The 23,967-nt window shown below is 73.3% G+C and carries 26 protein-coding genes and 1 pseudogene; 20 read left to right on the top strand and 7 right to left on the bottom strand.

Annotated features, from left to right (window positions below; translation table 11 throughout):
* The first annotated feature begins 27 nt into the window (after positions 1–27).
* Genes FB470_RS31245 through FB470_RS31210 form a run of 8 tightly spaced genes read left to right on the top strand, consistent with a single transcriptional unit; the run spans position 28 to position 8,973 of the window.
* Positions 28–1,656: a carbamoyltransferase family protein gene (locus FB470_RS31245; RefSeq protein ID WP_306997320.1), complete on the top strand. Its 1,629-nt coding sequence runs from the start codon at positions 28–30 to the stop codon at positions 1,654–1,656.
* Positions 1,653–3,143 (top strand): HAD-IIIA family hydrolase, encoded by a 1,491-nt coding sequence (locus FB470_RS31240; RefSeq protein WP_306997318.1) that lies wholly within the window; start codon positions 1,653–1,655, stop codon positions 3,141–3,143. Before FB470_RS31245 ends, FB470_RS31240 begins: the two co-directional genes overlap by 4 nt.
* Positions 3,137–4,153, top strand: coding sequence for a glycosyltransferase family 9 protein (locus FB470_RS31235; RefSeq protein WP_306997316.1), 1,017 nt, complete (start codon positions 3,137–3,139; stop codon positions 4,151–4,153). Before FB470_RS31240 ends, FB470_RS31235 begins: the two co-directional genes overlap by 7 nt.
* The gene (locus FB470_RS31230; RefSeq protein ID WP_306997314.1) at positions 4,150–4,713 is read left to right on the top strand and encodes a D-sedoheptulose-7-phosphate isomerase; all 564 of its coding nucleotides are present in this window, start codon (positions 4,150–4,152) and stop codon (positions 4,711–4,713) included. Before FB470_RS31235 ends, FB470_RS31230 begins: the two co-directional genes overlap by 4 nt.
* The gene (gene rfaE2 / locus FB470_RS31225; protein ID WP_306997312.1) at positions 4,710–6,071 is read left to right on the top strand and encodes a D-glycero-beta-D-manno-heptose 1-phosphate adenylyltransferase; all 1,362 of its coding nucleotides are present in this window, start codon (positions 4,710–4,712) and stop codon (positions 6,069–6,071) included. Before FB470_RS31230 ends, rfaE2 begins: the two co-directional genes overlap by 4 nt.
* 10 nt (positions 6,072–6,081) lie before the next feature.
* Complete coding sequence (locus tag FB470_RS31220) at positions 6,082–6,771, top strand: SDR family oxidoreductase (protein ID WP_306997310.1); 690 nt, start codon at positions 6,082–6,084, stop codon at positions 6,769–6,771.
* Positions 6,768–7,712 carry a glycosyltransferase family 9 protein gene (locus FB470_RS31215; RefSeq protein ID WP_370876623.1) on the top strand — a complete coding sequence of 315 codons (945 nt, stop codon included), beginning with the start codon at positions 6,768–6,770 and terminating at the stop codon, positions 7,710–7,712. The genes FB470_RS31220 and FB470_RS31215 overlap by 4 nt, the downstream gene beginning before the upstream one ends.
* 1 nt (position 7,713) lies before the next feature.
* Complete coding sequence (locus FB470_RS31210; protein WP_306997308.1) at positions 7,714–8,973, top strand: UDP-glucose dehydrogenase family protein; 1,260 nt, start codon at positions 7,714–7,716, stop codon at positions 8,971–8,973.
* On the opposite strand, the gene FB470_RS31205 is transcribed toward FB470_RS31210, so the two are convergent.
* Positions 8,970–9,344 carry an STAS domain-containing protein gene (locus FB470_RS31205; RefSeq protein WP_306997305.1) on the bottom strand — a complete coding sequence of 125 codons (375 nt, stop codon included), beginning with the start codon at positions 9,342–9,344 and terminating at the stop codon, positions 8,970–8,972. The genes FB470_RS31210 and FB470_RS31205 overlap by 4 nt on opposite strands.
* A gap of 327 nt (positions 9,345–9,671) precedes the next feature.
* Positions 9,672–10,037, bottom strand: a complete 366-nt coding sequence (locus FB470_RS31200) for an ATP-binding protein (protein WP_306997303.1) — start codon at positions 10,035–10,037, stop codon at positions 9,672–9,674.
* Between the two features lie 115 nt (positions 10,038–10,152).
* Here FB470_RS31200 and FB470_RS31195 point away from each other — a divergent pair, with 115 nt between their 5' ends.
* From FB470_RS31195 to FB470_RS31160, 8 genes are read left to right on the top strand one after another with little or no spacing between them, the layout of a single operon-like run.
* Entirely contained in the window at positions 10,153–10,710 is a 558-nt protein-coding gene (locus FB470_RS31195) for a nucleotidyltransferase family protein (RefSeq protein ID WP_306997301.1), read from the top strand.
* Entirely contained in the window at positions 10,710–10,970 is a 261-nt protein-coding gene (locus FB470_RS31190) for a BON domain-containing protein (RefSeq protein ID WP_306997299.1), read from the top strand. Before FB470_RS31195 ends, FB470_RS31190 begins: the two co-directional genes overlap by 1 nt.
* On the top strand, positions 10,967–11,683 hold the full coding sequence (locus FB470_RS31185; protein ID WP_306997297.1) for a metallophosphoesterase family protein: 717 nt from the start codon (positions 10,967–10,969) through the stop codon (positions 11,681–11,683). Before FB470_RS31190 ends, FB470_RS31185 begins: the two co-directional genes overlap by 4 nt.
* Positions 11,684–11,740: 57 nt before the next feature.
* The gene (gene ctaD, locus FB470_RS31180) at positions 11,741–13,522 is read left to right on the top strand and encodes an aa3-type cytochrome oxidase subunit I (RefSeq protein WP_306997295.1); all 1,782 of its coding nucleotides are present in this window, start codon (positions 11,741–11,743) and stop codon (positions 13,520–13,522) included.
* A gap of 53 nt (positions 13,523–13,575) precedes the next feature.
* Positions 13,576–13,995 carry a phage holin family protein gene (locus FB470_RS31175; RefSeq protein WP_306997294.1) on the top strand — a complete coding sequence of 140 codons (420 nt, stop codon included), beginning with the start codon at positions 13,576–13,578 and terminating at the stop codon, positions 13,993–13,995.
* Positions 13,992–14,210: a DUF3618 domain-containing protein gene (locus FB470_RS31170; RefSeq protein WP_306997291.1), complete on the top strand. Its 219-nt coding sequence runs from the start codon at positions 13,992–13,994 to the stop codon at positions 14,208–14,210. The genes FB470_RS31175 and FB470_RS31170 overlap by 4 nt, the downstream gene beginning before the upstream one ends.
* A gap of 4 nt (positions 14,211–14,214) precedes the next feature.
* Positions 14,215–14,556, top strand: coding sequence for a DUF3140 domain-containing protein (locus tag FB470_RS31165; RefSeq protein WP_306997289.1), 342 nt, complete (start codon positions 14,215–14,217; stop codon positions 14,554–14,556).
* On the top strand, positions 14,557–14,733 hold the full coding sequence (locus FB470_RS31160) for a hypothetical protein (RefSeq protein WP_306997287.1): 177 nt from the start codon (positions 14,557–14,559) through the stop codon (positions 14,731–14,733). It abuts the gene before it with no gap.
* A gap of 165 nt (positions 14,734–14,898) precedes the next feature.
* Here the strand turns inward: FB470_RS31160 and FB470_RS31155 are convergent.
* From FB470_RS31155 to FB470_RS31135, 5 genes and pseudogenes are all read right to left on the bottom strand, one after another.
* A pseudogene (locus FB470_RS31155) lies at positions 14,899–15,527 on the bottom strand (pyridoxamine 5'-phosphate oxidase family protein).
* Between the two features lie 82 nt (positions 15,528–15,609).
* Complete coding sequence (locus FB470_RS31150; RefSeq protein WP_306997286.1) at positions 15,610–15,813, bottom strand: hypothetical protein; 204 nt, start codon at positions 15,811–15,813, stop codon at positions 15,610–15,612.
* A 49-nt stretch (positions 15,814–15,862) separates the two neighbouring features.
* Complete coding sequence (locus tag FB470_RS31145) at positions 15,863–16,612, bottom strand: ATP-binding cassette domain-containing protein (protein ID WP_306997284.1); 750 nt, start codon at positions 16,610–16,612, stop codon at positions 15,863–15,865.
* A complete protein-coding gene (locus FB470_RS31140) occupies positions 16,609–17,631 on the bottom strand; it encodes an ABC transporter permease (protein ID WP_306997282.1) in 1,023 nt (340 codons plus the stop codon). Before FB470_RS31140 ends, FB470_RS31145 begins: the two co-directional genes overlap by 4 nt.
* Before the next feature lie 6 nt (positions 17,632–17,637).
* A complete protein-coding gene (locus tag FB470_RS31135) occupies positions 17,638–18,744 on the bottom strand; it encodes a substrate-binding domain-containing protein (protein ID WP_306997280.1) in 1,107 nt (368 codons plus the stop codon).
* 144 nt (positions 18,745–18,888) lie between these two features.
* Between FB470_RS31135 and FB470_RS31130 the strand changes: the two genes are divergently transcribed.
* The 4 genes from FB470_RS31130 (at position 18,889) to FB470_RS31115 (ending at position 23,944) form a co-directional block, all read left to right on the top strand.
* Complete coding sequence (locus tag FB470_RS31130; RefSeq protein ID WP_306997278.1) at positions 18,889–19,620, top strand: FadR/GntR family transcriptional regulator; 732 nt, start codon at positions 18,889–18,891, stop codon at positions 19,618–19,620.
* A 14-nt stretch (positions 19,621–19,634) separates the two neighbouring features.
* The gene (locus tag FB470_RS31125) at positions 19,635–20,480 is read left to right on the top strand and encodes an SMP-30/gluconolactonase/LRE family protein (RefSeq protein ID WP_306999586.1); all 846 of its coding nucleotides are present in this window, start codon (positions 19,635–19,637) and stop codon (positions 20,478–20,480) included.
* A 95-nt stretch (positions 20,481–20,575) separates the two neighbouring features.
* A complete protein-coding gene (locus FB470_RS31120) occupies positions 20,576–21,598 on the top strand; it encodes an alpha/beta fold hydrolase (protein ID WP_306997276.1) in 1,023 nt (340 codons plus the stop codon).
* 30 nt (positions 21,599–21,628) lie between these two features.
* Positions 21,629–23,944: an ATP-binding protein gene (locus FB470_RS31115; RefSeq protein WP_306997274.1), complete on the top strand. Its 2,316-nt coding sequence runs from the start codon at positions 21,629–21,631 to the stop codon at positions 23,942–23,944.
* Positions 23,945–23,967 lie beyond the last annotated feature (23 nt).

Genomic DNA, 23,967 nt, shown 5'->3' with positions numbered 1-23,967 from the left:
TAGCGACCGATCGGCGGAGGTAGGAGCTTGCGGGTTCTCGGGATCAACGCGGTCTTCCACGACCCGGCCGCCGCGCTCGTGGTGGACGGCCGGATCGTCGCCGCGGCCGAGGAGGAGCGGTTCAGCCGCCGCAAGCACGGCAAGCGCCCGGTCCCCTTCTCCACCTGGGAACTGCCCGAGCAGGCGGCCCGGTGGTGCCTCGCGCAGGCCGGGCTGGAGCCCGGCGATCTGGACGCCGTCGGCTACTCCTACGACCCGGACCTGGTCGACCACGGCCTGGACGGGGTCGACCCGGGCTGGGAGGAGCTGCGCACCACGTTCGCCCGGCGTGCCCCGAACTTCCTCAAGACCGCGCTGCCGGGCCTGGACCCGGACACGGTGCGGTTCGTCCGCCACCACGTCGCGCACGCCGCGTCGAGTGGTCTCGCGGCGCCGTTCGGTGACGCCGCCGTGCTGGTCGCGGACGGGCGCGGCGAGGCGACCTCCTACCTGGCGGGGGAGTACCGCGACGGCAAGCTGGTCGAGCTGGCGGCGCAGCGGCTCCCGCATTCGCTCGGGCTGCGCTACGAGGACCTCACCGCGCACCTGGGTTTCGCGCGCTCGAGCGACGAGTACAAGGTGATGGCACTGGCCTCGTACGGGAAACCGCGGTTCGCCGGCGCCTTGGGCGAGGCGATCGCCGCCGACGGCGCGGGCGGTTTCCGGGCCGCCCCGGTCGATTTCGGCGCGTTCGCGCCGCGCCGCGAGCCCGGCGAGGACTTCCGGCCCGAGCACGCCGACCTCGCCGCGAGCGTGCAGCAGCGCATCGAACAGGTGCTGCTCGACCTCGCGCGGTGGCTGCGCGAGCACACCGGGCAGCGCAGGCTCACCATGGCCGGCGGGATCGCGCTGAACTGCGTGGCCAACACGCGCCTGCTCGCCGACGGGCCGTTCGACGAGCTCTGGGTGCAGCCGGCGGCGGGCGACGCCGGCACGGCGCTGGGTGCCGCGCTGCACCTGGCCGCGGAGCTGGGAGAACCGGCCGCGCGGATGACGGGCGCGGATCTCGGACGGGGGTTCACCGACGCCGAGATCCAGCACGCCCTCGACGTGGCCCGCCTGCCCTACGAGCGGCCGGACGACCTCGCCGCGACGGTGGCCGAAGCGCTCGCGAACGACCGGATCGTGGCGTGGTTCCAGGGCCGCGCCGAGTTCGGGCCCCGCGCGCTGGGGCACCGCTCGCTGCTCGCGCACCCCGGCCACCGGAAGAACCTCGAGCGGCTCAACGACGTCAAGGGCCGCGAGCAGTTCCGCCCGGTCGCGCCGATGGTGCTCGCCGACCGCGCAGGGGAGTTGTTCGAGCGCGGCCCGATCCCGAGCCCCTACATGCTGTTCGTGCACGACGTCCGTCCGGAGTGGAGGGACCGCATCCCGGCGGTGACGCATGTGGACGGTACCGCGCGGATCCAGTCCGTGGACCGCGCCACCGAACCGCTCGTCGCCCGGATGCTGGCGGAGTTCGACGCGCGCACCGGGATCCCGGTCGTGGTCAACACCAGCCTGAACACGGCGGGCCGCCCGATGGTCGACTCGCCGCGCGATGCGCTGGAGTGCTTCGGTTCCAGCCCGGTCGACCTGCTGGCGATCGGCCCGTTCGTGCTGCGGAGGCCGGCATGACGGCCTACACCGTGGTTGTCCCGACCACCGGCCGGGACAGCCTCCGGACCCTGCTGTCCGCGCTGGAGCACGGCATCGGGCCGCGCCCGGCCGAGGTCGTCCTCGTCGACGACCGCCCGGAGCCCGGCGACCTGCCGCTGCCCGAGATGAGCGTGCCGGTGCGGGTGCTGCGGACCGGCGGCCGCGGCCCGGCCGCCGCGCGCAACGCGGGCTGGCGGGCGGCGGGCACCGGCTGGATCGCCTTCCTCGACGACGACGTGCGCCCGACCGCGGACTGGCCGTCCCGGCTGCACACCGATCTGGCGGCACTGCCGGACGACGTGGCCGCCTCGCAGGGCCGGATCGTGGTGCCGGCGCCGACCGGCGGCCGCCGTCCCACGGACTCCGAACGCGACACGGCCGGGCTGGCGACCGCGGAGTGGATCACAGCGGACATGGCCTACCGGCGCGAGGTGCTCGCCGCCGTCGGCGGGTTCGACGAGCGGTTCCCGCGCGCCTTCCGCGAGGACGCCGATCTCGCCCTGCGCGTGCGGCAGGCGGGCTGGCGCCTGAAGCGCGGCCTGCGCACCACCCTGCACCCGGCGCGCCACGGCGGCTTCTTCGCCAGTGTGCGCGCCCAGCGCGGCAATGCCGACAACGCGCTGATGCGCCGCAAGTTCGGTCCACAGTGGAGGGAACTGGTGGGCGAGCGGCCGGGACGGCTGGGCCGCCACACCCTGACCACGCTCGGCGGCGCCGCCGCGCTCGGGTTCGGCGCCGCCGGGAAGCGCTCCGCCGCCGCGGCCGCGGGCGCGGTCTGGCTCGGCTTGACCGCGGAGTTCGCGCTGCGCCGCATCCTGCCGGGGCCGATGACCCCGCACGAGATCGCGAAGATGGCCGTGACCAGCGTGCTGATCCCGCCGGCCGCGGCGTGCCACCGCCTCGCCGGCGAGGTGCGGGTGCGCCGTCCGCGCCCGGCGGCCAAGGCGATCCTGTTCGACCGCGACGACACCCTCATCCGCGACGAGCCGTACAACAACGACCCGAAGCTGGTCCGCCCGGTGCCGGGGGCCGAGGAGGTGCTGCGCCGCTTGCGCGCCGCGGGCGTGCCGGTCGGCGTGGTGAGCAACCAGTCCGGTGTGGCGCGCGGGCTGATCACGCCCGAGCAACTGGCCGCGGTCAACGCGCGGGTCGAGGAACTGCTCGGGCCGTTCGGGACCTGGCAGGTGTGCGTGCACGCCGAGGGCGACGGCTGCTGCTGCCGCAAACCGAAACCCGGCCTGGTGACCCGGGCCGCGCTGGCCCTGGGGGTGCGGCCGCGGGATTGCGTCGTCATCGGCGACATCGGTGCCGACATCGAGGCGGCGCGCGCGGCGGGCGCGCGGGCGGTGCTGGTGCCGACCCCGCGGACGCGGGAGGCGGAGGTCGCGGCGGCCCGGCGGGACGCGGCGGTGGCCGGTGACCTGGCCGAGGCGGTCGGGCTGGCGATGGGGGACCGGGCATGGTGAGGTCACGGGTTCTGGTGGCGCGCCTGGACAACGCGGGCGACGTCCTGCTGTCCGGGCCCCTGGTGCGGGCGGTCGCGGCGCAGGCGGATTCGGTGACGTTCCTGGCCGGGCCGCACGGGCGCGCCGCCGCCGAGCTGCTGCCCGGTGTCGACGAGGTCATCGAGTGGTGCGCGCCGTGGATCGACCCGGACCCACCCGCGGTGACCCCCGCGTACCTGGCCGAGCTGCGCGCCCGGATCCGTGCCGCGCAACCGGAGTCGGCGCTGATCGTGACGTCGTTCCACCAGTCCCCGTTGCCGCTCGCGCTGGTCCTGCGCGAGTGCGGGGTGCCGTGGATCGGCGCGATCTGCGAGGACTACCCGGGTTCGCTGCTGGACCTGCGGCACCGCGTCGAGGGCGATCCACCGGAGGCCGAACGCGCGCTCTCGCTGGCGCGGGCCGCCGGGTTCGAGCTCCCGCCGGGCGACGACGGGCGGCTGGCCGTGCGACACCCGCTGCCCGACGTTTCGGACCTGGTCGGGGAACCCGGCTACGTCGTGGTGCACCCGGCGGCGTCGGTGCCCGCGCGCCAGTATCCCGCCGAGCGCAACGCGGAGGTCGTCCGGCTGCTCGCCCAGTCCGGATACCGGGTCGTCGTCACCGGCGGCCCGGCCGAGCGCGAACTCACCGCCCGGGTCGCCGGGGACCACGGTCTCGACCTGGCCGGCCGGACCGACCTGCGCGGCCTCGCCGCCGTGCTCGCCGGTGCGCGGGTCACCGTCGCCCCCAACACCGGACCGGCGCACCTGGCCGCGGCCGTGGGCACCCCCGTCGTGTCGATGTTCGCCCCGGTCGTGCCGGCCGCGCGGTGGGCGCCCCACGGGGTGCCGGTCGTCCTGCTCGGGGACCAGGACGCGCCCTGCCGCGACACCCGGGCCCGCGTCTGCCCGGTGTCCGGGCACCCGTGCCTGGGCCGGGTCGCCCCCGAGGAGGTCCTGCGGGCCGTGGAGAAACTAGGAGGTGCAGCGTGATCGAAGAGCGGTTCACGGCTCTGGCCGCGACCATGCAAGACCTGACCGCGCTGGCGCCGAGGATCGAGGCGTGGGGTCGTCACCTCGCCGACGTGCTCGGGGCCGGCGGGCGTCTGCTCGCCTGCGGCAACGGCGGCAGCGCCGCCGAAGCCCAGCACCTGACCGGTGAGCTCGTCGGCCGGTTCGTCAACGACCGGCAGCCGCTGTCGGCGATCGCGCTGCACGCCGACACGTCGGCGACCACGGCGATCGTCAACGACTACGGCGACCACGAGGTGTTCGCCCGCCAGGTGCGCGCGCACGGCCGCCCCGGTGACGTGCTGGTGGCGCTGTCGACCAGTGGTCGCAGCCAGAACGTGTGCGCGGCCGCGAAGACCGCGCACGAGCTGGGCATCACGACGTGGGCGCTGACCGGACCGGCGCCGAACGCGCTGGCCTCGATCTGCGATGACACGCTGGTGATCGACGCGCCGAGCACCGGCACCGTGCAGGAGGCGCACCTCGCGGTGGTCCACGGCCTGTGCGCGGCGCTGGACGAGGCGCTGGGAGTGCCCTCGTGACCGGCCCCCTGGTGGTGGTCGGCGACACGCTGCTGGACATCGACGTCGACGGCAACGCCGAACGGCTGTGCCCGGAGGCGCCGGTCCCGGTGGTCGACGTCGGCCGCGAGTGGCACCGGCCCGGTGGCGCGGGGCTCGCCGCCCGCCTGGCCGCCCGGTCCGCCGCGGACGTCGTGCTGGTCACGGCGCTCGGCGAGGACGAGGGCGGCGCGCGGCTGGCCCGCCTGCTGGGTGGCGAGGTGGAGCTGTGCGCGCTGCCGCTGGAGGGCGAAACCGTCCGCAAGACGCGCATCCGCGCGGCCGGGCAGTCGGTCGTGCGCCTGGACCACGGCGACGGCCGCGCCGCCCGCGAACCGCTCGACGCGCACACGGTGTCCGTGCTGCGCAGCGCGTCGGCGATCCTCGTCGCCGACTACGGGCGCGGCGTGGCGAGTCATCCGCGGATCCGGCAACTGCTCGGGGAGAGCGGCGCCCCGATCGTCTGGGACCCGCACCCGCGGGGCGGGCCGCCGGTGCCCGGTGCCGCGCTGGTGACGCCGAACGAAGGCGAGGCCGCGAAGTTCGCCGGCGAACCGGGCACGCCCGGGGACCTGGCCGAGCGGCTGCGCGTGCAGTGGTCGGCGGAGGCGGTCGCGGTGACGGTGGGTGCGCGAGGTGCCGTGCTCGCCGACGGTTCGGCCACCCGCACGATCCCGGTTCCCCACGCCGCCCGCGTACCGGCCAGCGTGCGCCCGGACACCTGCGGTGCGGGTGACCGGTTCGCGAGCGCGGTCGCTGCGGCGCTGTTCGAAGGCGCGCGGCTGGACAACGCGGTCGCCTCGGCCGTCGAGTCGGCGGCCCGGTTCGTCGCCGCGGGCGCCGCGACCGCCCTGTCCGAACCCGCCGAGCCGGTCGCCCGGGAACCGGGGCTGTCCGGTTTCGAACTGGCCGAGCGGGTCCGCCGCCGCGGCGGTCGCGTCGTGGCCACCGGCGGGTGCTTCGACATCCTGCACCCGGGTCACGTGACCCTGCTGCGGCGCGCCCGCGAGCTGGGTGACGTGCTGATCGTGTGCGTCAATTCCGACGAGTCGGTGCGCCGCCTCAAGGGACCGGGACGGCCGGTGGTGACCGCCGCCGACCGGGTGCGCGTGCTCAGCGCGCTGGAGTCGGTCGACGCCGTCGTGGTGTTCGAGGAGTCCTCGCCGGTGGAGGTGCTGCGCACGCTGCGGCCGGACGTGTGGGTCAAGGGCGGCGACTACGAGGGCACCGACCTGCCCGAGGCCGAGGTCGTGCGCGAGAACGGCGGCCGGGTGGTGCTCGTGCCGACCGTCGAGGGCTACTCCACCACGCGGCTCATCGAGACCGTGTCCAACGGATAGAAGGGGAGACATGGCTGCATCGCCAGGCAAGGTTCTGATCACCGGGGGCGCGTCCGGGCTGGGCGCGGCGACGGTGAAGGCGGTGGCGGACGCGGGCGGGACCCCGCTGGTGCTCGACCGCAAGCCCCCGGTCGCCGGCGTGCCCTACGTGCCGGTCGACCTCACCGACACCGCCGAGACCGAGCGGGCCGTGACGGAGCTGGCCGAGCAGGCGGGCGGGCTGGACGCGGTGTTCACCGCCGCCGGCATCGACTTCCCCGGCAAGCTGGACGGGGTGTCCACAGCGGACTGGGAACGGGTGGTCAAGGTCAACCTGTTCGGCACGGCCGCGGTCGTCCGGGCCGCGCTGCCCTACCTGGAACGCTCGCACGGCAAGGTCGTCACGGTCGCCTCGACGCTGGGCATCAGGGCGGTCAGCGACGCGACCGCGTACTGCGCCTCGAAGTGGGGTGTCGTCGGGTTCACCCGCGCGCTGGCCGCGGAGACCGCGGGCCGCATCGGCGTGACGATGCTGGTGCCGGGTGGCATGCACACCGCGTTCTTCGACGCGCGGGACGAGCAGTACAAGCCGCCGGCCGACGCGAAGCTGAACGACCCGGAGAACGTGGCGCGGACCGTGCTGTTCGCGTTGTCCCAGCCCGCCGGCTGCGAGGTGCGCGAGCTGGTCGTGGCGCACTCGGAGGAGGGCTCCTGGCCGTGACCGGCGACGTTCTGGTGCTGCGGGCGCTCGGGGTCGGTGACCTCCTGGTCGCCCTCCCGGCGCTGCGTGGTCTGCGCGCCGCGTTCCCGGATGCGCGGATTACGCTCGCCGCGCCCGCGGCGCTGGACGAGCTCGCCACGCTCACCGGCGCGGTCGACCGCGTGCTGCCCACCCCGCGCCTGGGTGCGCTGCGCTGGGACGGCGCGCCGCCCGCCGTCGCGGTGAACCTGCACGGCAGCGGCCCGGAAAGTCTTCTCGATCTGCTCGCCACCCGCCCGGAGCGTCTGCTGGCCCACCGGCACCCGGACTTTCCGGGCCTGCGCGGCCCGGAGTGGCGCGACGACGTGCACGAAGCCGAGCGCTGGTGCCGGCTGCTGGCGTACCACGGCATCGAAGCCGCCCGCCACGACCTCGCGCTGGCGCGTCCCGCCGTGCCGAGCCCGGTGCCGGAGGCGGTCGTCGTGCACCCCGGCGCGGCGTTCGGGTCGCGGCGCTGGCCGCCGCGGCGCTTCGCGGAGGTGGCGTGCGAGTTCTCCCGCGAGGGTCACCGCGTCGTGGTGACCGGTAGCGCCGCGGAGCGTGACCTCGCGGGGCACCTCGCCGCCGCGGCCGGGCTGGGCCAGGACGCGGTGCTGGCCGGCCGCACCGGGCTGACCGAGCTGGCCGCCCTCGTGGCGGGGGCGCGGCTGGTGATCAGCGGGGACACCGGCATCGGGCACCTCGCCACCGCCTACGGCACGCCGTCGGTGCTGTTGTTCGGGCCGACCCCGCCGTGGCGGTGGGGTCCGCCGCCGGGCACCGAGGACCGGCACGCCGTGCTGTGGGCCGGCGAGGAGGGCGACCCGTTCGCCGACGAGCCGTCGGCCGGGCTGCTGCGCATCACGGAGGGCGACGTGATCGCGGCGGGCCGGAAGGTGCAGCGGCCGCCCGTGGGGGCCTGAGGTGGCCGCGGTCGGGGTCGTCGGGGCCGGCTACGTTGGCCTGACCACCGCCGCGTGCCTGGCCGGGCTCGGGCACGACGTGGTCTGCGCCGAGGTCGATGAGTCCAAAGTGGAGTGCCTGTCGCGCGGCGAGGTGTCGCTCGGCGAACCGGGCCTGGCCCCGCTCGTCCGCGAGGGCCTGGCCGCCGGGCGCTTGCACTTCACCACCGACGTGTCCGCGGTGAACGGCCGCGAGTTCGTCTTCACCTGCGTGCCCACGCCCACCGGGCCGGACGGCACCGCCGATCTCGGCGCGGTGGAGGCGATGCTGGACGCGATCACCCCGGCGCCGGACACGGTGCTGGTGGTCAAGTCGACCGTGCCGGTCGGCACCTGCGCCCGGATCGAGCGCGCCGCCGGTGTCGCCGTGGTCAGCAACCCCGAGTTCCTGCGCGAGGGGCACGCGGTGCACGACTTCGCCCACCCCGGCCGGGTCGTCCTCGGCGGGTCGCCGGGCGCGGTGGAGCGGGTCGCCGCGCTCTACGGCGAGCTGGACGCGCCCGTCGTGCGGACCGACCACGCCAGCGCCGAACTGGGCAAGTACGCCAGCAACGCGTTCCTGGCGCTCAAGCTGTCCTACGTGAACCTGCTCGCCCGGTTGTGCGAGCGCACCGGCGCCGACATCGGCGCGGTCACCCGCACGATGGGCCTGGACGAGCGGATCGGGCCGCACTTCCTGCGGCCGGGCCCCGGCTGGGGCGGCTCGTGCCTGCCCAAGGACACCCGCGCGCTGGAGTGCTTCGCGGCCGCGGCCGGCGTCGACCTGGCGGTGCTGCGCGCGGCGATCGACGCCAACGACCGGCAGCACGACCACGTCGTCGCCCGGATCCGGGACGCGGCGGGCGGGTGCCTGGACGGCGTCCGGATCGGGCTGTTCGGGCTGACGTTCAAGGCCGGCACGCACGACCTGCGCGACTCGCCCGCACTGGCCGTGGCCGCGCGGCTGGCCGCCGCGGGCGCCGTCCTCACCGGCTACGACCCCGGCGTCGGCGAGGGTGACCCGGTCGGCCCGGTCCACCCGGTGGACGACCCGGTGCTCGCCGCGAAGGGCGCCCGGGTGCTGGTGGTCCTGACCGAGTGGCCCGAGTTCGCGCGGCTCGACTGGAGCCAGCTGGCCGCGGTCGCCGACGGCGAGGTCGTGGTCGACACCCGGGACGTCCTCGATCCGGAGGTGGTGCGGGGCAGTGGGCTGCGGTGCGTGCGCCTGGGCCGGCCCGCCTAGCGGCCGGCCGCGGGGGCCGCGAGGAGGTCGCGCACGGCGACCGTGACGCTCGGGTACCGGGGGAGCTGCTCGTCCAGGCCGGTGACCTGCAGGGGGCGGACCACGGCCCGGTGGCTGCCGGCCAGCGCCCAGTGCACCGACCGGTGCCGGGCGGACTCGGCCGTGTCGACCAGGGCCTGCAGGCCCGCGGAGCCGAGGAAGGTCACCGCCTCCAGGTCGACGACGAACACCCGCCCCGACTCGAGGCAGGCGGTGAGGCAGTCGCGCAGCGCCGGTGCGGCGGCGAGGTCCAGTTCGCCGGTCACGCGGGCCAGCCGGATGTCGTCGGGGCGGTCGGTGAGGTCGATGCGAAAGTCGTGAGCTTCGTACACGGGTGTCTCCCCGGGGTTGTGGTGAGCACAGCGGGGACGGTTCACACACGCGCCCAGGAACCCGAAAGATCGAGAACTTCGAAGCCTCCAACCGGGCGTGTCCGGCCCCGGCACGGCTGGTCACTCAACCGCTCTCCTCCGACCGTACGGACCAGGCCGGGCCGTTGGCAACCCGCTTCATCCCGGTTGGGGGACGGCCGGGCGGGGTAGCCCGTCCTGTCGGCCCGGCCCGGCGCCCCGGCTCCGGGGTGCCGCGTGAGCCGTCTGTGGTGGGGTGGAGGTCCGGCGGGGCGGGGCAGCGGTGGTCCCGCACCGCCGGGCCGCGGTTCAGCGCAGCGTCGCCCACACCGTCTTCCCGCCGGCCGGCGCCTGCTCGCACCCCCACCGCCAGGACGTCTGGGCCACCAGCAGCAGCCCGAACCCGGGCGGGGACCCGCTCTCCCGCACGACCGCCCGTCGCGGATCGTCGTCGGTCACGGTGATCGTCAGCTCGTCGCGGTGCAGTTCCAGGCCCAGGCGCGGGGCCACCCGAGTGTGGCGCAGGGTGTTCTCCACCAGCTCGGTGGCGATCATGGCCGCGTCCTGGGTCAGCCGGTGCACCCGCCACGCCGCGCAGATCTCGCTCGTGAACCGGCGCGCCCGACGCCCGGCGTCCGGTGTCCGGGGCAGCTTCAGTTCGGTGCTGCGCCGCATTGTCCCGACTGCTCCCAACCCTCGCGAACGGGACGGGAGGTACCCCGCCGCCGCGGCCCGAAACGCCGCCCGCACGTGCTCGTTTGCCCCGGTCGGGCACGGGTACCCGCCGCGCATGGACGAGCAGTCGTTGCTGCGCACGCTGACCAAGGTGGTCACCACGCTGACGGCTCACGAGATCCCGTTCACGGTGTCCGGCGGCTGCGCGGTCTACGCCCGCGGCGGCCCGCCCTCCGATCACGACGTCGACCTCTTCCTGAAGGAGGAGGACGTGCCCGCCGCCACCGAGGCGCTGGTGGCCGAGGGGATGCGGGCGGAGGACCCGCCGGAGGACTGGCTGAGCAAGGTCTGGGACGGCGACGTCCTCGTCGACCTGATCTTCCGGCCCAACTACCGCCCGGTCACCGACGAGACGCTCGCCCGGGCCGAGATGATGCGCGTCGGCTCCACGATGGCGCCCGTCATGAACGGCACCGACATCATGGTCGACAAGCTGCTCGTCCTCGACGCGCACCGCTGCGACTTCGCCCCGCTCCTGCACATCGCCCGCGACCTGCGGGAACAGGTGGACTGGGAGCGCGTGGCGAAGGAGACCGCCGAGTCCCCGTACGCGCAGGCGTTCCTGACGCTGCTGGACTCGCTGTCGGTCGCCGACCTCGGAGGAGCACCGTGATGGCAGGCGAGCAGGAGACACCCCAGTACCGCGCGGCCCACCTGCGCCGCGCCCTGGCCGAGGACCCCCGCACGGCGGAGATGGGTGTGCGGGTCAACGTCCGCGGCGACGACGTGCACCTGTCCGGGGAGGTGACCTGCGACGAGCGGCGCGCCGAGCTGGAGAACGTGCTGCACGAGGTCGCGCCCGGGGTGCGGGTGCACAACGACGTGCGGGTGGCCGACACCCGTGAACCGGCCCGGAGGGAGGACCTGCGGTGATCCGCGTGGCGGCGGTGGGGGACGTGCACCTGGGCGAGGACGCCCGCGGGCTGCTGCGCCCGGCCCTGGAACACCTCGGCGACCTGGCCGACGTCCTGCTGCTGGCCGGCGACCTGACCCGGCACGGCGCGCTGGAGGAGGCCGAGGTGGTCGCCGACGAGTTCAGCGGCCTGGCGCGGCCGGTGGTGGCGGTGCTGGGCAACCACGACTACCACAGCGACCGGCAGGACGAGATCACGAAGCTGCTGGAGGACCACGGCATCCAGGTGCTGGAGGGCGCTTCCACCCGGATCGAGGCCGGCGGCCAGAGTCTCGGCGTCGCCGGGGTGAAGGGCTTCGGCGGCGGGTTCGCCGGCAAGTGCGCCAGCGCGTTCGGCGAACGGGAGATGAAGGCGTTCGTCGAGCACAGCATCGAACGGTCCGACGCGCTGCGGCGGGCGATGATGGAGCTGGACGACGTCGACCACCGCATCGCGCTCACCCACTACTCGCCGATCCCGGAGACGCTGCGCGGCGAGCCGCCGGAGATCTACCCGTTCCTGGGCGCCTACCAGCTCGGTGAGGTGATCGACGAATGCGGCGCCGACCTGGCGATCCACGGCCACGCGCACTTCGGGTGTGAGCAGGGTGTCACGCCCGGTGGCGTGCGGGTGCGCAACGTCGCCCAGCCGGTGATCCGCAGCGCTTACGCCACGTACGGGTTGGGGGCTTGATTCCCCGATGTGATCGGGAGCACCCTGGGTTGGTCCAGTCGGCACCGGGAGGGCCGTATGACGGAGCTGAAGGCACGCCCCATCGTCCTGGGAAACCGGTACGAGCTGCCGGCCAGACACCGCCGGGGCAGCCTGCTCGTGAAGATGGCGAGGACGACCGATCACAAGCTGATCGGCCTGATGTACCTGTACACCTCGCTGGCGTTCTTCGTCATCGGCGGGGCGCTCGCGCTGCTGATGCGCGGCGAGCTGGCGCAGCCGGGCCTGCAGTTCCTGTCGCAGGAGCAGTACAACCAGCTGTTCACCATGCACGGCACGATCATGCTGCTGCTGTACGCGACGCCGAACGTGTTCGCCTTCGCCAACCTGATCCTGCCGCTGCAGATCGGGTCGCCGGACGTGGCGTTCCCGCGCCTGAACGCCTTCTCCTACTGGCTGTTCCTGTTCGGCGGGACCATCGTGCTCGCCTCGTTCCTCACCCCGGGCGGGGCCGCCGACTTCGGTTGGACCGCCTACGCGCCGTTGTCGAACGCCATGCACTCGCCGGGCATCGGCGGGAACATGTGGATCTTCGGGCTCATCGTGTCCGGTCTCGGGACGATCCTCGGCGGGGTCAACATGCTCACCACCATCGTCACCCTGCGCTGCCCGGGCATGACGATGTGGCGGATGCCGATCTTCACCTGGAACATCCTGTTCACCAGCGTCCTGGTGCTGGCGGTGTTCCCGATCCTGACCGCGGCGCTGTTCGGGCTGGCCGCCGACCGGATCATCGGCGCGCACGTGTTCGACCCCGCCAACGGCGGCGCGATCCTGTGGCAGCACATGTTCTGGTTCTTCGGCCATCCCGAGGTCTACATCGTCGCGTTGCCCTACTTCGGGATCATCACCGAGATCATCCCGGTGTTCAGCCGGAAACCGTTGTTCGGGTACCGGCTGATGGTGTTCGCGACGATGGGCATCACGGCGCTGTCGTTCGCGGTGTGGGCGCACCACATGTTCGCCACCGGTGCGGTGCTGCTGCCGTTCTTCTCGTTCATGACGTTCCTCATCGCGGTCCCGACCGGGATCAAGTTCTTCAACTGGATCGGCACGATGTGGAAGGGCAGGCTCTCCTTCGAGACGCCGATGTTGTGGTCCATGGGGTTCCTGGTGACGTTCCTGCTCGGCGGCCTGACCGGGGTCATCCTCGCGTCGCCGCCGCTGGACTTCCACATCACCGACAGCTACTTCGTGGTGGCGCACTTCCACTACGTGCTGTTCGGCACCATCGTCTTCGCGACCTTCGCCGGCGTGTACTTCTGGTACCCGAAGATGACCGGGCGGATGCTCGACGAGAGACTCGGCAAGCTGCACTTCTGGACCACGTTCGTCGGGTTCCACACGACGTTCCTGGTGCAGCACTGGCTGGGCGACATGGGCATGCCGCGCCGCTACGCCGACTACCTGGCCAGCGACGGGTTCACGGTGCTGAACACGATCTCCACGATCGGGGCCTTCATCCTCGGTGCGTCGATGCTGCCGTTCATCTACAACGTGGTGCGCAGCTACCGGTTCGGCGATCCGGTCGAAGTGGACGATCCGTGGGGCTTCGGCAACTCGCTGGAGTGGGCCACCACCTGCCCGCCGCCGCGGCACAACTTCCTGGAGCTGCCCCGGGTGCGGTCGGAGCGGCCCGCGTTCGAACTGCACTACCCGCACCTGGTCGAGCGGTTGCACGAGGAAGGGCACATCACGCTCACCGGCAAGACCATCCCGCACTCGGAGGCGGTCAAGACACCGTCGGAGACGGCCACCGAGCGGATCAGCGAGGGTGGCTCGCCCGCCGCCCACGATTAGTGCCCGGCACCCGGGGGTAGCCGGTTCGCGAGCTACCTCAAGGGAGGCGAGGCATGAGTGAGGCAACGGGCCGCGGATCCACCGCGGTCGAGGACCGCTCGATCGCGCAGCTCGTCCAGGACATGTCCCAGCAGGTGCAGCGGCTGGTCCGGGACGAGCTGCGGCTGGCGACGGAAGAACTGCGGGCCAAGGGCAAGCACGCCGGCACCGGTGCGGGCCTGGCCGGTGCGGCGGGTGTGCTCGCGCTGTTCGGCGGGGCGACGCTGGTCGCCGCCGCTGTGCTCGCGCTGGCCCTGGTGCTGCCCGCGTGGGCCTCGGCCCTGATCATCGGCGGCGCGCTGCTGCTGGTCGGTGGCCTGGCCGGGCTGATCGGCAAGAAGCAGCTGACGGGCGCGGTGCCGCCGGTGCCCGAGGAGGCGGCGGCCGGGCTGCCCAAGGACGTGGCCGCGGTGCGGGAGGGGCTGCGGCGATGACGACGAAGAAGGACACCTTCCCGCACGACGCCGAACAGGCGCGGCTGGACCTCGAACTGACCCGCCAGGAGCTGGGCGAAACCGCCGAGGCGCTGGCCGGGAAGGTCCGGGAGACCGCGCACACGACACAACGGATCGCGATCGGCACCGGCGCCGGGGTCGGAGTCCTGGCGCTGATCTTCGTCATCGTGCGAATGCTGACCGCCCGGAGGTGACACGATGGCGACACAGTCGCATGTGGACGAAGCATTGTGGGACGAGTTCCACCGCGTGGTGAACATGACCTCGCGGGAGCTGGCGGAGTGGCTGCGGGTGCGGTCCGCGGGCACCGACAGCGAACAGCTGCCGGACCAGGCGGGCACGCGGACCGGTCAGCACGTCCTGGAGATCCTCGGCAAACGCCGCACCGACCTCACCGCGGACGACGAGCGCGTGATGCGCAAGGTGGTCGACAAGGTCCACGCCGAGCGGCGGGACGACCTCGAACCGACCGCGGGGCAGGAGAACTGGCGGCACCGGCTGATGACGATCGGGCACGACCCGCTGAAGGGGGTCAGGTAGATGGAACGCGGCAGCGAGAAGCACAGCCCGCGCGAGGACGACGCCATGAAGGCCGAGTTGCGCGGCACGTTGCAGGGCAACCGCTCCAGCCGCGCCGAGGAGTGGCGTGACCCGGAGCCCCCCGCGGACGACGACCCGGACGTCCCCTTCGCCGGCGAACGCCCCGAGGGCCAGTAGAAGCGGCGGACGGCCCGTGGTGTCATCGATGAGGGGGCATCACGGGCCGTTTCGCGTCCCGGGTGTCGAGGGCGGGCGCCGGGCCGGGCGCGTCCCGGCTGCACGCGCCGCGCCGCGGAGGACCGTCCCACGGCGTCGGGGGCTCCCGGCATCACCCGCGCTGGGTCAGGCGTAGAGCTTGTTCGCGTACTCCGGGCCGTAGTAGCGCTCCAGCTCCTCCAGCGAGTCGTCCGGGCGTTCCAGCGTCCGCGCGATCAACGCGCGCGGCGCCATCTCCTCCGGCGCCCACGTCGCGGGGTCCCACAGCTTCGAGCGCAGGAACGCCTTCGAGCAGTGGTGGAACACCTCCTCGATCTCCACCGGGATCGCCAGACGTGGCCGGTGGCCCCGCACGACCATCCGGTCGAAGAACGGCGCGTCCCTCAGCAGACGGGCGCGGCCGTTGATCCGCAGCGTGTCCCCGCGGCCGGGGATGAAGTACAGCAGCCCTACGTGGGGGTTGGCGAGGATGTTGCGGAACCCGTCGGCGCGGCGGTTGCCCGGCCGCTCCGGCACCACGATCGTCCGGTCGTCGAGCACGAGTGTGAACCCGGCGGGGTCGCCCTTGGGGAGACGTCGCAGCGGCCGTGTGGGTCGGAGGTGGCGATGAGGCAGAACGGTGAGCACGCCGGCCACTGCCGGTCCAGCTCGTGCAGAGCCGCCCGCTGCTTGCGCACCGCGTTCGGCAGCGGATGGCCGATCAGCTCCCGCAGCTCGTCTTCGGTCGACATTCCGGTCACCCCGGTCAGATCCATGCTCGCAGGCTAGCGCGGCGCCACCGCGGCCACGGTCACCTCCGGACGGCCGCGGGCGGGGTGAAGTGGATGGTCTCGCGGCTCACCCGGTAGCGCCGGCCGGGTCGGCGTCCTCGCCGAGGTAGGTACCGTGGCCCTCGCGCACCAGGTCGCCGTCGAAGTGCAGCACCTCGTTGACCAGGCCGCCCTTCTGGTTGCGGTAGTTGATGACGAGCGTGCCCGCTCCGGTGTAGACCCCGACGACCTCGAACGCCAGGTCCGGGATGCGGCGCCGGTTCGCATCCATGTCCCGACCCCCAGCGGGATGCCCGGCACCGACGCTGCCGCCGGCCCGGTCAGTGCTCGAGCCGGTACTCGGCGTGGACGAGCTCGAGGAGCTCGGCCACGGAGGTGTCCCGGGACGGCTTGTCGAACGTGATCTCACCGTGCTGGAGCAGGTTCACCCGGTCGCACACGTCCACGACCTGGCTGTAGTTGTGCGCGATCAGGATGATCGCCAGATCGCCGCGCTGCTTGAGCTGGGCGAGCAGGCGCAGGATCAGCGCGCCCTCCTTGGCGCCCATCGCGGCCAGCGGCTCGTCGAGCAGCAACAGCTTGGTGTTGCGGGTGAACACCGAGCGGGCCACCGCGATCGCCTGGCGCTGGCCGCCGGAGAGCTGCCCGACCTCGGCCGTGACCGACGGGATGTCGATGCCGATCTCGTCCAGGGCCTCCCGCGCGCGCCGCTTCATCTCCCGTCGTTTCAGAAACGGCAGCGGCCGGTGCACCAGCTCCTTGTTCAGGTGCAGGTTCAGGTACACCGGCAGGTCGTTCACCATCGCCAGGTCCTGGAAGACCGTCTCGATCCCCAGCGACCGGGCGTGCGTCACCGATTTGAGCTGCACGGGCCGGCCCTCGAACAGCAGACGGCCCGAATCGGGCTGGTGGAACCCGGTCAGGATCTTGATCAGCGTGGACTTGCCCGCGCCGTTGTCCCCGATCAGGCCGAGGATCTCGCCCGCGGACACGTGCAGCGAGACGTCCCGGAGCGCGCGCACCGGTCCGAACCGCTTGCCGAGGTGCTCGGCGCGCATCACCTCGTTCACGACCGCCCCCTCGAGCCGAGCCGCTTGCGCATCACGGTCACGTACACGTTGAGCAGCGCGGCCACCAGGATCGCCACGCCGAGCACCAGGTAGAACGCGTTGGCGCTGACGCCGGTGAGGTTGAACCCGTCGTAGACCAGCCCGAGCAGCAGCGCGCCGAGGAACGCTCCGACGACCGTGCCGGATCCGCCCAGCAGGGCGGTGCCACCGATCACGGCGGCGGCGACGGCGTAGAACATGGTGTTGAACCCGCCGTTGGTCGGGTCGTAGGAGCCCACCCGGGTGCCCTGCAGGATGCCGGCGAGCCCGGCGAGCGCGCCGAGCACCGCGAAGTTGACGACCTTGATCCGGTTGGTGCGGATGCCGGATTCGGCCGCCCCGACGGGGTTGCCGCCGGTGGCCTGGGTGGCGATGCCGAACCGCGTGGTGGACAGCACCACCTGCATCACCACCACGATCGCGACCGCCCAGAGGAACTCCGACCAGCCCCAGCCGCCGAAGACGGACATCACCCACCCGCCGGACGGCGCGCTCACCGGGGAGCCGCCGGAGATGACCAGCGACAGCCCCCACAGCAGGAACGCCATGCCCAGCGTCGTGATGAACGACGACAGGCCGAAGACGGTGTGGATCAGCCCGTTGACCATCCCGATCAGGCCGCTGACGACGACCGCGCCGATCACCGCGAGCAGCAGCGGGAACCCGTTGTTGTGGAACAGCACCAGCACGAACGGCGACAGCGTGAAGACGAACCCGGCGGACAGGTCGATCTGCCCGCAGATCAGCACCATCACCTCGCCCGCGGCGACGATCGCCCACGGCGCCACGTACTGCGCGATCGTGTGGTAGTTGTCCGTCGTGGTGAACCCCGGGCCGCTGGTGAGTCCGAAGTAGACCGCCGCGGCGATCGTGACCAGCAGGATGCTCAGTTCCTTGACGCGGATGAGTCCGGGCAGGAACCCACCGCCCGTCCGGGCCCGGGGCGGCGCTGTGAGGCGGTCGGGAAGCGCTTTCGTCATCGTCGCCTACCGGGGTGTCCCGGACGGCGCCGGCAGCGGGATCGACGACGGCATCGGCACCGGTTCGGTCTTGCGGCCGCCCTCGAACTTGCTGTCCGCGGTCAGGTAGGGCCCCACGTTGTCCTTGGTGACGAACGTCAGCCCGGTGTCGGTGAACGGCGGGGTGACCAGGGTGCCGGACACCCGGTACAGGTAGAGGTAGAGCACCGACAGGAAACCCTGCAGGTAGGCGGACTGGTCGATGGTGAAGTCCAGCGCGCCGGACTGCACGCCCTTGAGGGTGTCGGTGAGGGTGTCGTACCCGCCGGCGTGCACCTTGCCCTGCAGGCCGCGGGTGGTCAGCAGCTGCGCGATCGAGGCGGTGCTGCCGGCGTCGACGGCGTAGACGCCCTTGGCGTCGGTGTGCCCGTCGTAGGCGGCGGCGATGGCGTTGAGCTCGGCGGCCTGCTCGGCGCCGGTGTTGACGGGCAGCACGGTCACGCCCGGCGCGGCCTGTTTGAGCGCGTCGGTGATGCCGTCCAGGCGCGGCTGCACGTTGTTGCCGCCCGGCTGGGAGATCCCGACGAGGATGAGGCCGTCAGCGACGTCCCGCGCGATCCGCCGGCCCATCAGGAAACCGGACTGGTAGAGGTCCTGGCCGACGTAGGTGAGCGGGTGGTTGCCGGCGGCGGTGGCGTTGTAGGCGATCACCGGGATGCCCTTGGCGAACGCCCGTTTGGTCGGTTCCACGAACGCGTTGTCGTCGGTCAGGGCGACGGCGATGCCGTCGGCTCCGCCGTTGACCGCGGTGGAGAACGCGTTGGCCATCTCCGAGACGTTGCCCTCGGCGGAGCCGGTCCACTGTGGTTCCGGGATCCCGACCATTTTCGCCGCGTCCGCGAGGCCGGTGCGGGTCGGCACGAAGAACGAGTTGGTGGTCACGTGGTTGACGAACACGAACCGCCAGGCGGGTGTGCTGCCGAACGCGCCGCCGGCCGGGCCCGATCCGGGTTCGTCGCGGACCCCCTGGCACGCGGCGAGCAGGGCGGAGGCGGCCACCGCGCCGCCGCCGGCCCCGAAGTATTTCAGGGCCCTGCGCCGGGAGGGGAGGCTGATCTGGTCGTCGTCGCTCATGGGGGACCACCCATCCACGTCGTCGGGGAGCCGGGTTCGAACAGCGGAGCGTGCGTGAATCATTGGATGATTCGTCGATACAGTCAACCCCTGTCGGGCGATGTGTCCATTGACTTTATGGATCAATGATTTGAGGATTACTCCGTGAGCAGGAGTCAGGCCGGGCCACTCGGGCGGCACCGCACCCTCCACGGCCAGGTGGTCGAGTGGCTGGGCCGGCGCATCGTGTCGGGCGAACTCGCCCACGGTAGCCAGCTGCCCAACGAGGCCGACCTGGCGGCCCAGCTGAACGTCAGCCGCGGCGGGGTCCGCGAGGCGGTCAAGGCGCTCGCCGCCAAGGGGCTGGTGGAGCCGCGGCCCCGGCTGGGCACCCGGGTGCTGCCGCGCGAGCAGTGGAACCTGATGGACCGCGAGGTGATCAGCTGGCACGGGCAGCTCTCCGACGCGGCCTTCCTCGGCGACCTGCTCGAACTGCGGCTCATGGTCGAGCCCGGCGCCGCGCAGCTGGCCGCCGAGCGGGCGACCGAGGAGCAGCTGGCGGTGCTGGAGAGCGCGTGCGCCCGCATGGCGGAGGAGGCCGGGCGGGTCGACGCCGACGTCGCCGCCTTCGTCGAGGCCGACCTGGCGTTCCACCTGACCCTGCTGCGCGCCAGCGGCAACCAGCTCATCGAGCAGCTGGGCCGTCTGCTGGAGGCGAGCCTGCACCACGGCCTGGCGGCCAGCTCGCACGCGCCGGGCGGGGTGGCCGCGACACTGCCGCTGCACCAGGCGGTGCTCGTCGCCGTCCGGGCCCGCCGCCCGACCGCCGCCTCGCGCGCGATGCGGCGGCTCATCGAGACCACGACCGAAGCGGTGCACCGGATGACCGAGGAGTAGCCGCGATGTCTGATGTGGACCAGATCACCGCCCCGGTGGCGGAGCACGGCGAGGGGCCGGTGTGGGCGCCGGAGTGGCCCGGTGTGCGCTGGGTCGACATGCTCGCCGGGGACGTGCTCGAACTCGACGGCGGCGAGGTGCGCCGCCACCACGTCGGCACGGTCGCGGCGGCCCTGCGGCCCGGCGAGAACGGTGGCGTGGTGCTGGCCGTCGAGCGCGGGTTCGCCGTCGCCGACACCGCCCTGACCGACGTCCGGCCACTGGGGGAGGTGTGGACCGACCCCGGCGTCCGGATGAACGACGGCGGGTGCGACCCCGACGGCCGCTTCTACTGCGGCTCGATGGCCTACGACGAGAGGCCGGGCGCGGCCGCCCTGTACCGCCTCGACCCGGACGGCACGGTCACCACGGTGCTGACCGGTGTCACGATCTCCAACGGCCTGGCCTGGAGTCCGGACGGCGGAACGGCGTACTACATCGACACCCCCACCGGCCGCATCGACGCGTTCGACTACACCGCCTCGGCCGGGCTCACCGACCGTCGTCCCGCCGTCACCATCCCCGCCGAGCTGGGTTCCCCCGACGGTCTCACCGTCGACGCGGAGGGCAACCTGTGGGTCGCGCTGTGGGGCGGTGGCGCGGTGCACTGCTACACCCCGCAGGGGGAGCAGGTGGCCCGCGCGGAGTTCCCGGCCACCCAGGTCACGGCGTGCACCTTCGGCGGGCCGGACCTGGCCGAGCTGTACGTGACGACCTCCCGGCACGGGCTCGAGGAGGGCACGCAGCCCGAGGCCGGGGCCCTGTTCCGCCTGCGGCCCGGCGTGCGCGGGCTGCCCGCCCACCGCTATTCCGGCTGCTGACATCTCGGTAGCGTCCTACGTATTTTCCCGGTGCTCCCCGGGTGCCGGCACACGGCAGGGTCATCGTGTCGTGGTTTGCGCACCGGAGGAGGGACATGCGCGCGGTGAAGGCGGTGGAGCTGGGCCTGGCGGCCGGGCTCGTGCTGACCCGGACCGCCCTGCGTGCCGCCACCGGGGGACTGGTCGGTCCCGGCAGCCGCGGCGCGCCGGCCGTCCCGGTCACGCGGCCGCGGGGCGAGAGCCGGACGGTGATCGCGGACGACGGGGTGGCGCTGCACGCCGAGGTCCAGGGCGACGCGGGCGCGCCGGTCACCGTCGTGCTGTGCCACGGCTACGCCCTGTCCGCCGCGAGCTGGAGCTTCCAGACCCCGGACCTGGTCCGGCACGCCCGCGTGGTGCTGTGGGACCAGCGCGGGCACGGCCGGTCGCAGCGCGGCCCGGCCGAGCACGCCACCGTCGACCAGCTGGGCCGCGACCTGCGCGCGGTGCTGGAGGACACCGCACCGCACGGGCCGGTCGTCCTCGTCGGGCACTCCATGGGCGGCATGACGATCATGGCGCTGGCCGAGCAGTACCCCGAGCTGTTCGGCACCCGGATCGCGGCGACCGCCCTGCTGGCCACCAGCGCCGAGCCGGTGCTCGGCGACCTCGGCCTGCCGCGGCACGGCATGCGCGCGGTGCACCGGCTGACCCCGTGGGCGCTGGCGCTGCTGCACCGGCTCACGCCGCTGACCGGGCCGGTGCGCGAGCTGACCGGCGCGCTCGTGCCCCGGCACGCCTTCGCCTCCGAGGTGCCGCCGCACGTCGCCGACTTCCTGGTCGGCCTGATCGGGGCCACCCCGCTGGACGTGCTGGCCGACTTCTTCCCGCAGTTCCGCGTCCACGACAAGGTCGCCGCCCTCGCCGCGCTGGACCGCGCCGAGTGCCTCGTCCTCGCCGGGGCGGACGACGTCGTCACGCCGCCGTCCCACAGCGAGGCCATCGCCCGCGCCGTCCCGGGTGCGGAGCTCGTGGTGCTGCCCGACGCCGGTCACGCTTTTCCCCTGGAACACCCCGGGCAGGTCAACGCCCACCTGGTGGGCCTGCTGCGGCGGCACGGACGCCTGCGCACCGCCTGATCAGGGAGGAACCGGGCATAGAATCGTGGGATGCCCGACTCCTCGCGCGGTGCCGGCAACCTGCCCAGCGAGTTGACCAGCTTCGTGGGACGGCGCCGTGAGCTGGCCGAAACCCGGCGGCTGCTGGCATCGGCCCGGCTGGTGACCCTCACCGGGGCCGGCGGCGTCGGGAAGACCCGGCTGGCTCTGCGCGCGGCCGCGGACCTGCGGCGGGCGTTCCCGGACGGCGTGTGGTTCGTGCCGCTGGCCGAACTGCGCGACCCCGGCCTGCTGGCGCACACCATCGCCGCCACGCTCGGCCTCACCGACGAGGCCGGGTCGCAGGTCAGCGGCCTGGCCGACTACCTCGAGGACAAGCGTGTCCTGCTCGTCCTGGACAACTGCGAGCACGTGCTCCAGGCGTGCGCAGTCCTGATCGCGAAGCTGCTGTCGGCCACCTCGTCGGTGCGCGTGCTGGCCACCAGCCGCCAGCTCCTGCGCGCCGACGGTGAGCAGGTGCTCGTGGTGCCGCCGCTGCCGGTGCCCACCGACGGGGAACCCGCCGTGGAGGCGGTGACGTTGTTCGCCGAGCGGGCCGCCGCCGTGGTCCCCGGGTTCACGGTCGACGCGTCCAATCGCGACACCGTGGTGCGGATCTGCCGCCGTCTGGACGGCATCCCGCTCGCGCTCGAACTGGCCGCGGTGCGGCTGCGGGTGCTCTCGCTCGACCAGCTGCTGCAGCGCCTGGACGACCGGTTCCGCCTGCTCACCGACGGCAGCCGGACGGCGCCGGACCGGCAGCAGACCCTGGAGGCCGCGATCGCCTGGAGCTTCGACCTGTGCAGCCGCGCCGAGCAGGCGGTGTGGGCGGCGGTGTCGGTGTTCGCCGGCGGCTTCGACCTGGAGGCGGCCGAGGCGGTGTGCGCCGGGGTCGGTATCGGCCAGGGCGAGGTGCTCGACCTGGTGGCGGGCATGGTGGACAAGTCCATCCTCGTCCGCCGGAACGGGACGTTCGGCCGGACCGCGTGGTACGGGATGCTCGAGACGGTCCGCGAGTACGGGCAGCTCAAGCTCGTCCGCTCCGGCCGTGAGGACGCGGTGCGGGCCCGTCAGGTCGCCTACATCGTCCGGCTCGCCGCCCGCTACCGCGAGGAGAGCTTCGGCCCGCAGCAGCTGGAGTGGATCGAGCGGTTGCGGCGCGACCAGCCCAACATCCGGGTGGCGCTGGAGTACTGCCTGCTGGACCCGGCCCGGGCGGGCGACGCGGCCTTGATCGCCGGGCCGCTGTGGGACTTCTGGTTCGCCGGCGGGTTCGTGGCGGAGGGCTACCGCTGGCTCAAGTCCGCGGTGACCCTGGACCCCGAGCGGGGCACCCACCGCCGCGGTCTGGCCCTGCAGGCCGCCGCGTTCACCGGTATCCAGCTGCGCGACGCGGAGCAGGTGCGGGTGATGCTGGCCGAGTTGCACGACCTCGCGGAGGAGCTCGACGACGACGAGTTGCGCGCCGGCTGGGCGTTGTGCGCCGGCTCGGCCGATTTCTACGGTGGCGACCTCGTCGGCGGGCGGGCGCTGCTGGAGGAGGCCCTGGAACGCTACCGGCGGATCGGGAATGCGCGGCACGTGACCAACACACTCCTCGTGCTCGCCGCCGCGCTGTTCTTCCTCGCCGACCCGGCGGGGGAGCGGGTGGCCGAGGAGGCGCTCGCGCTGTGTGACGAGCACCAGGCTGCCTGGGTCAAGACCTACGCGCTGTGGGCGGTCGCCCTGCAGTCGTGGCGCAACGGCGATTACCGCAGGTCCGCCGCGCTGCTGCGCGAGTCCCTGACACTGCAGAGGACCGACCGCTCCCAGGTCGCGTTCGCCCTCAGCGGCCTGGCCTGGTGCGCGACCGCGGCCGGGCGGCACGAGCGGGCGGCCGGCCTGTTCGGCGCGGCACGTGCGGTGTGGCGGCTGAGCGGGTCGAAGACCTACGTGACCAGACCGCACGTGGCCTTCGACGAGGCCTGCCGGGCCCAGTCCGAGCAGGTGCTCGGCGCCGAGGTCTTTCAGCGGGCCTACGCCGCGACGCTGGACCTGGACCTGGACGAGGCGGTCGCGTTCGCCCTGGCCGAGAAGCCGGCGGCACCTGGTGCCCAGGTCAAACGGCGCGCCGAACTGCCGGGCGGGCTGACCCGGCGGGAGCGGGAGATCGCCCACCTGGTCGCCGAGGGGCTGAGCAACAAGCAGATCGCCACGCGGCTGGTGATCGCGCAGCGGACCGCCGAGACGCACGTGGAGAACATCCTGACCAAGCTGGGTTTCACCTCGCGCGCGCAGATCGCGGCGTGGCTGACCGAGCAGCGGGCGGCCGCCGAGGACGGTACGTAGCCCGGTCTACGTACCCAGATGCG

This window comes from Amycolatopsis thermophila, from assembly GCF_030814215.1.
GTDB classification, from domain to species: Bacteria; Actinomycetota; Actinomycetes; order Mycobacteriales; family Pseudonocardiaceae; genus Amycolatopsis_E; species Amycolatopsis_E thermophila.
Note: the sequence above shows the minus strand (reverse complement) of the source record. Positions and strands in the feature narration are given on the sequence as shown.

Excerpts from the sequence above, each read along its gene's own strand:
- FB470_RS31240 (WP_306997318.1), top strand. The coding sequence starts at position 1,653 with ATGACGGCCTACACCGTGGTTGTCCCGACCACCGGCCGGGACAGCCTC.
- FB470_RS31235 (WP_306997316.1), top strand. The coding sequence starts at position 3,137 with ATGGTGAGGTCACGGGTTCTGGTGGCGCGCCTGGACAACGCGGGCGAC.
- FB470_RS31220 (WP_306997310.1), top strand. The coding sequence starts at position 6,082 with ATGGCTGCATCGCCAGGCAAGGTTCTGATCACCGGGGGCGCGTCCGGG.
- FB470_RS31200 (WP_306997303.1), bottom strand. The coding sequence starts at position 10,037 with ATGCGGCGCAGCACCGAACTGAAGCTGCCCCGGACACCGGACGCCGGG.
- FB470_RS31195 (WP_306997301.1), top strand. The coding sequence starts at position 10,153 with ATGGACGAGCAGTCGTTGCTGCGCACGCTGACCAAGGTGGTCACCACG.
- FB470_RS31190 (WP_306997299.1), top strand. The coding sequence starts at position 10,710 with ATGGCAGGCGAGCAGGAGACACCCCAGTACCGCGCGGCCCACCTGCGC.
- ctaD (WP_306997295.1), top strand. The coding sequence starts at position 11,741 with ATGACGGAGCTGAAGGCACGCCCCATCGTCCTGGGAAACCGGTACGAG.
- FB470_RS31175 (WP_306997294.1), top strand. The coding sequence starts at position 13,576 with ATGAGTGAGGCAACGGGCCGCGGATCCACCGCGGTCGAGGACCGCTCG.
- FB470_RS31170 (WP_306997291.1), top strand. The coding sequence starts at position 13,992 with ATGACGACGAAGAAGGACACCTTCCCGCACGACGCCGAACAGGCGCGG.
- FB470_RS31165 (WP_306997289.1), top strand. The coding sequence starts at position 14,215 with ATGGCGACACAGTCGCATGTGGACGAAGCATTGTGGGACGAGTTCCAC.
- FB470_RS31160 (WP_306997287.1), top strand. The coding sequence starts at position 14,557 with ATGGAACGCGGCAGCGAGAAGCACAGCCCGCGCGAGGACGACGCCATG.
- FB470_RS31150 (WP_306997286.1), bottom strand. The coding sequence starts at position 15,813 with ATGGATGCGAACCGGCGCCGCATCCCGGACCTGGCGTTCGAGGTCGTC.
- FB470_RS31140 (WP_306997282.1), bottom strand. The coding sequence starts at position 17,631 with ATGACGAAAGCGCTTCCCGACCGCCTCACAGCGCCGCCCCGGGCCCGG.
- FB470_RS31135 (WP_306997280.1), bottom strand. The coding sequence starts at position 18,744 with ATGAGCGACGACGACCAGATCAGCCTCCCCTCCCGGCGCAGGGCCCTG.
- FB470_RS31120 (WP_306997276.1), top strand. The coding sequence starts at position 20,576 with ATGCGCGCGGTGAAGGCGGTGGAGCTGGGCCTGGCGGCCGGGCTCGTG.
- FB470_RS31115 (WP_306997274.1), top strand. The coding sequence starts at position 21,629 with ATGCCCGACTCCTCGCGCGGTGCCGGCAACCTGCCCAGCGAGTTGACC.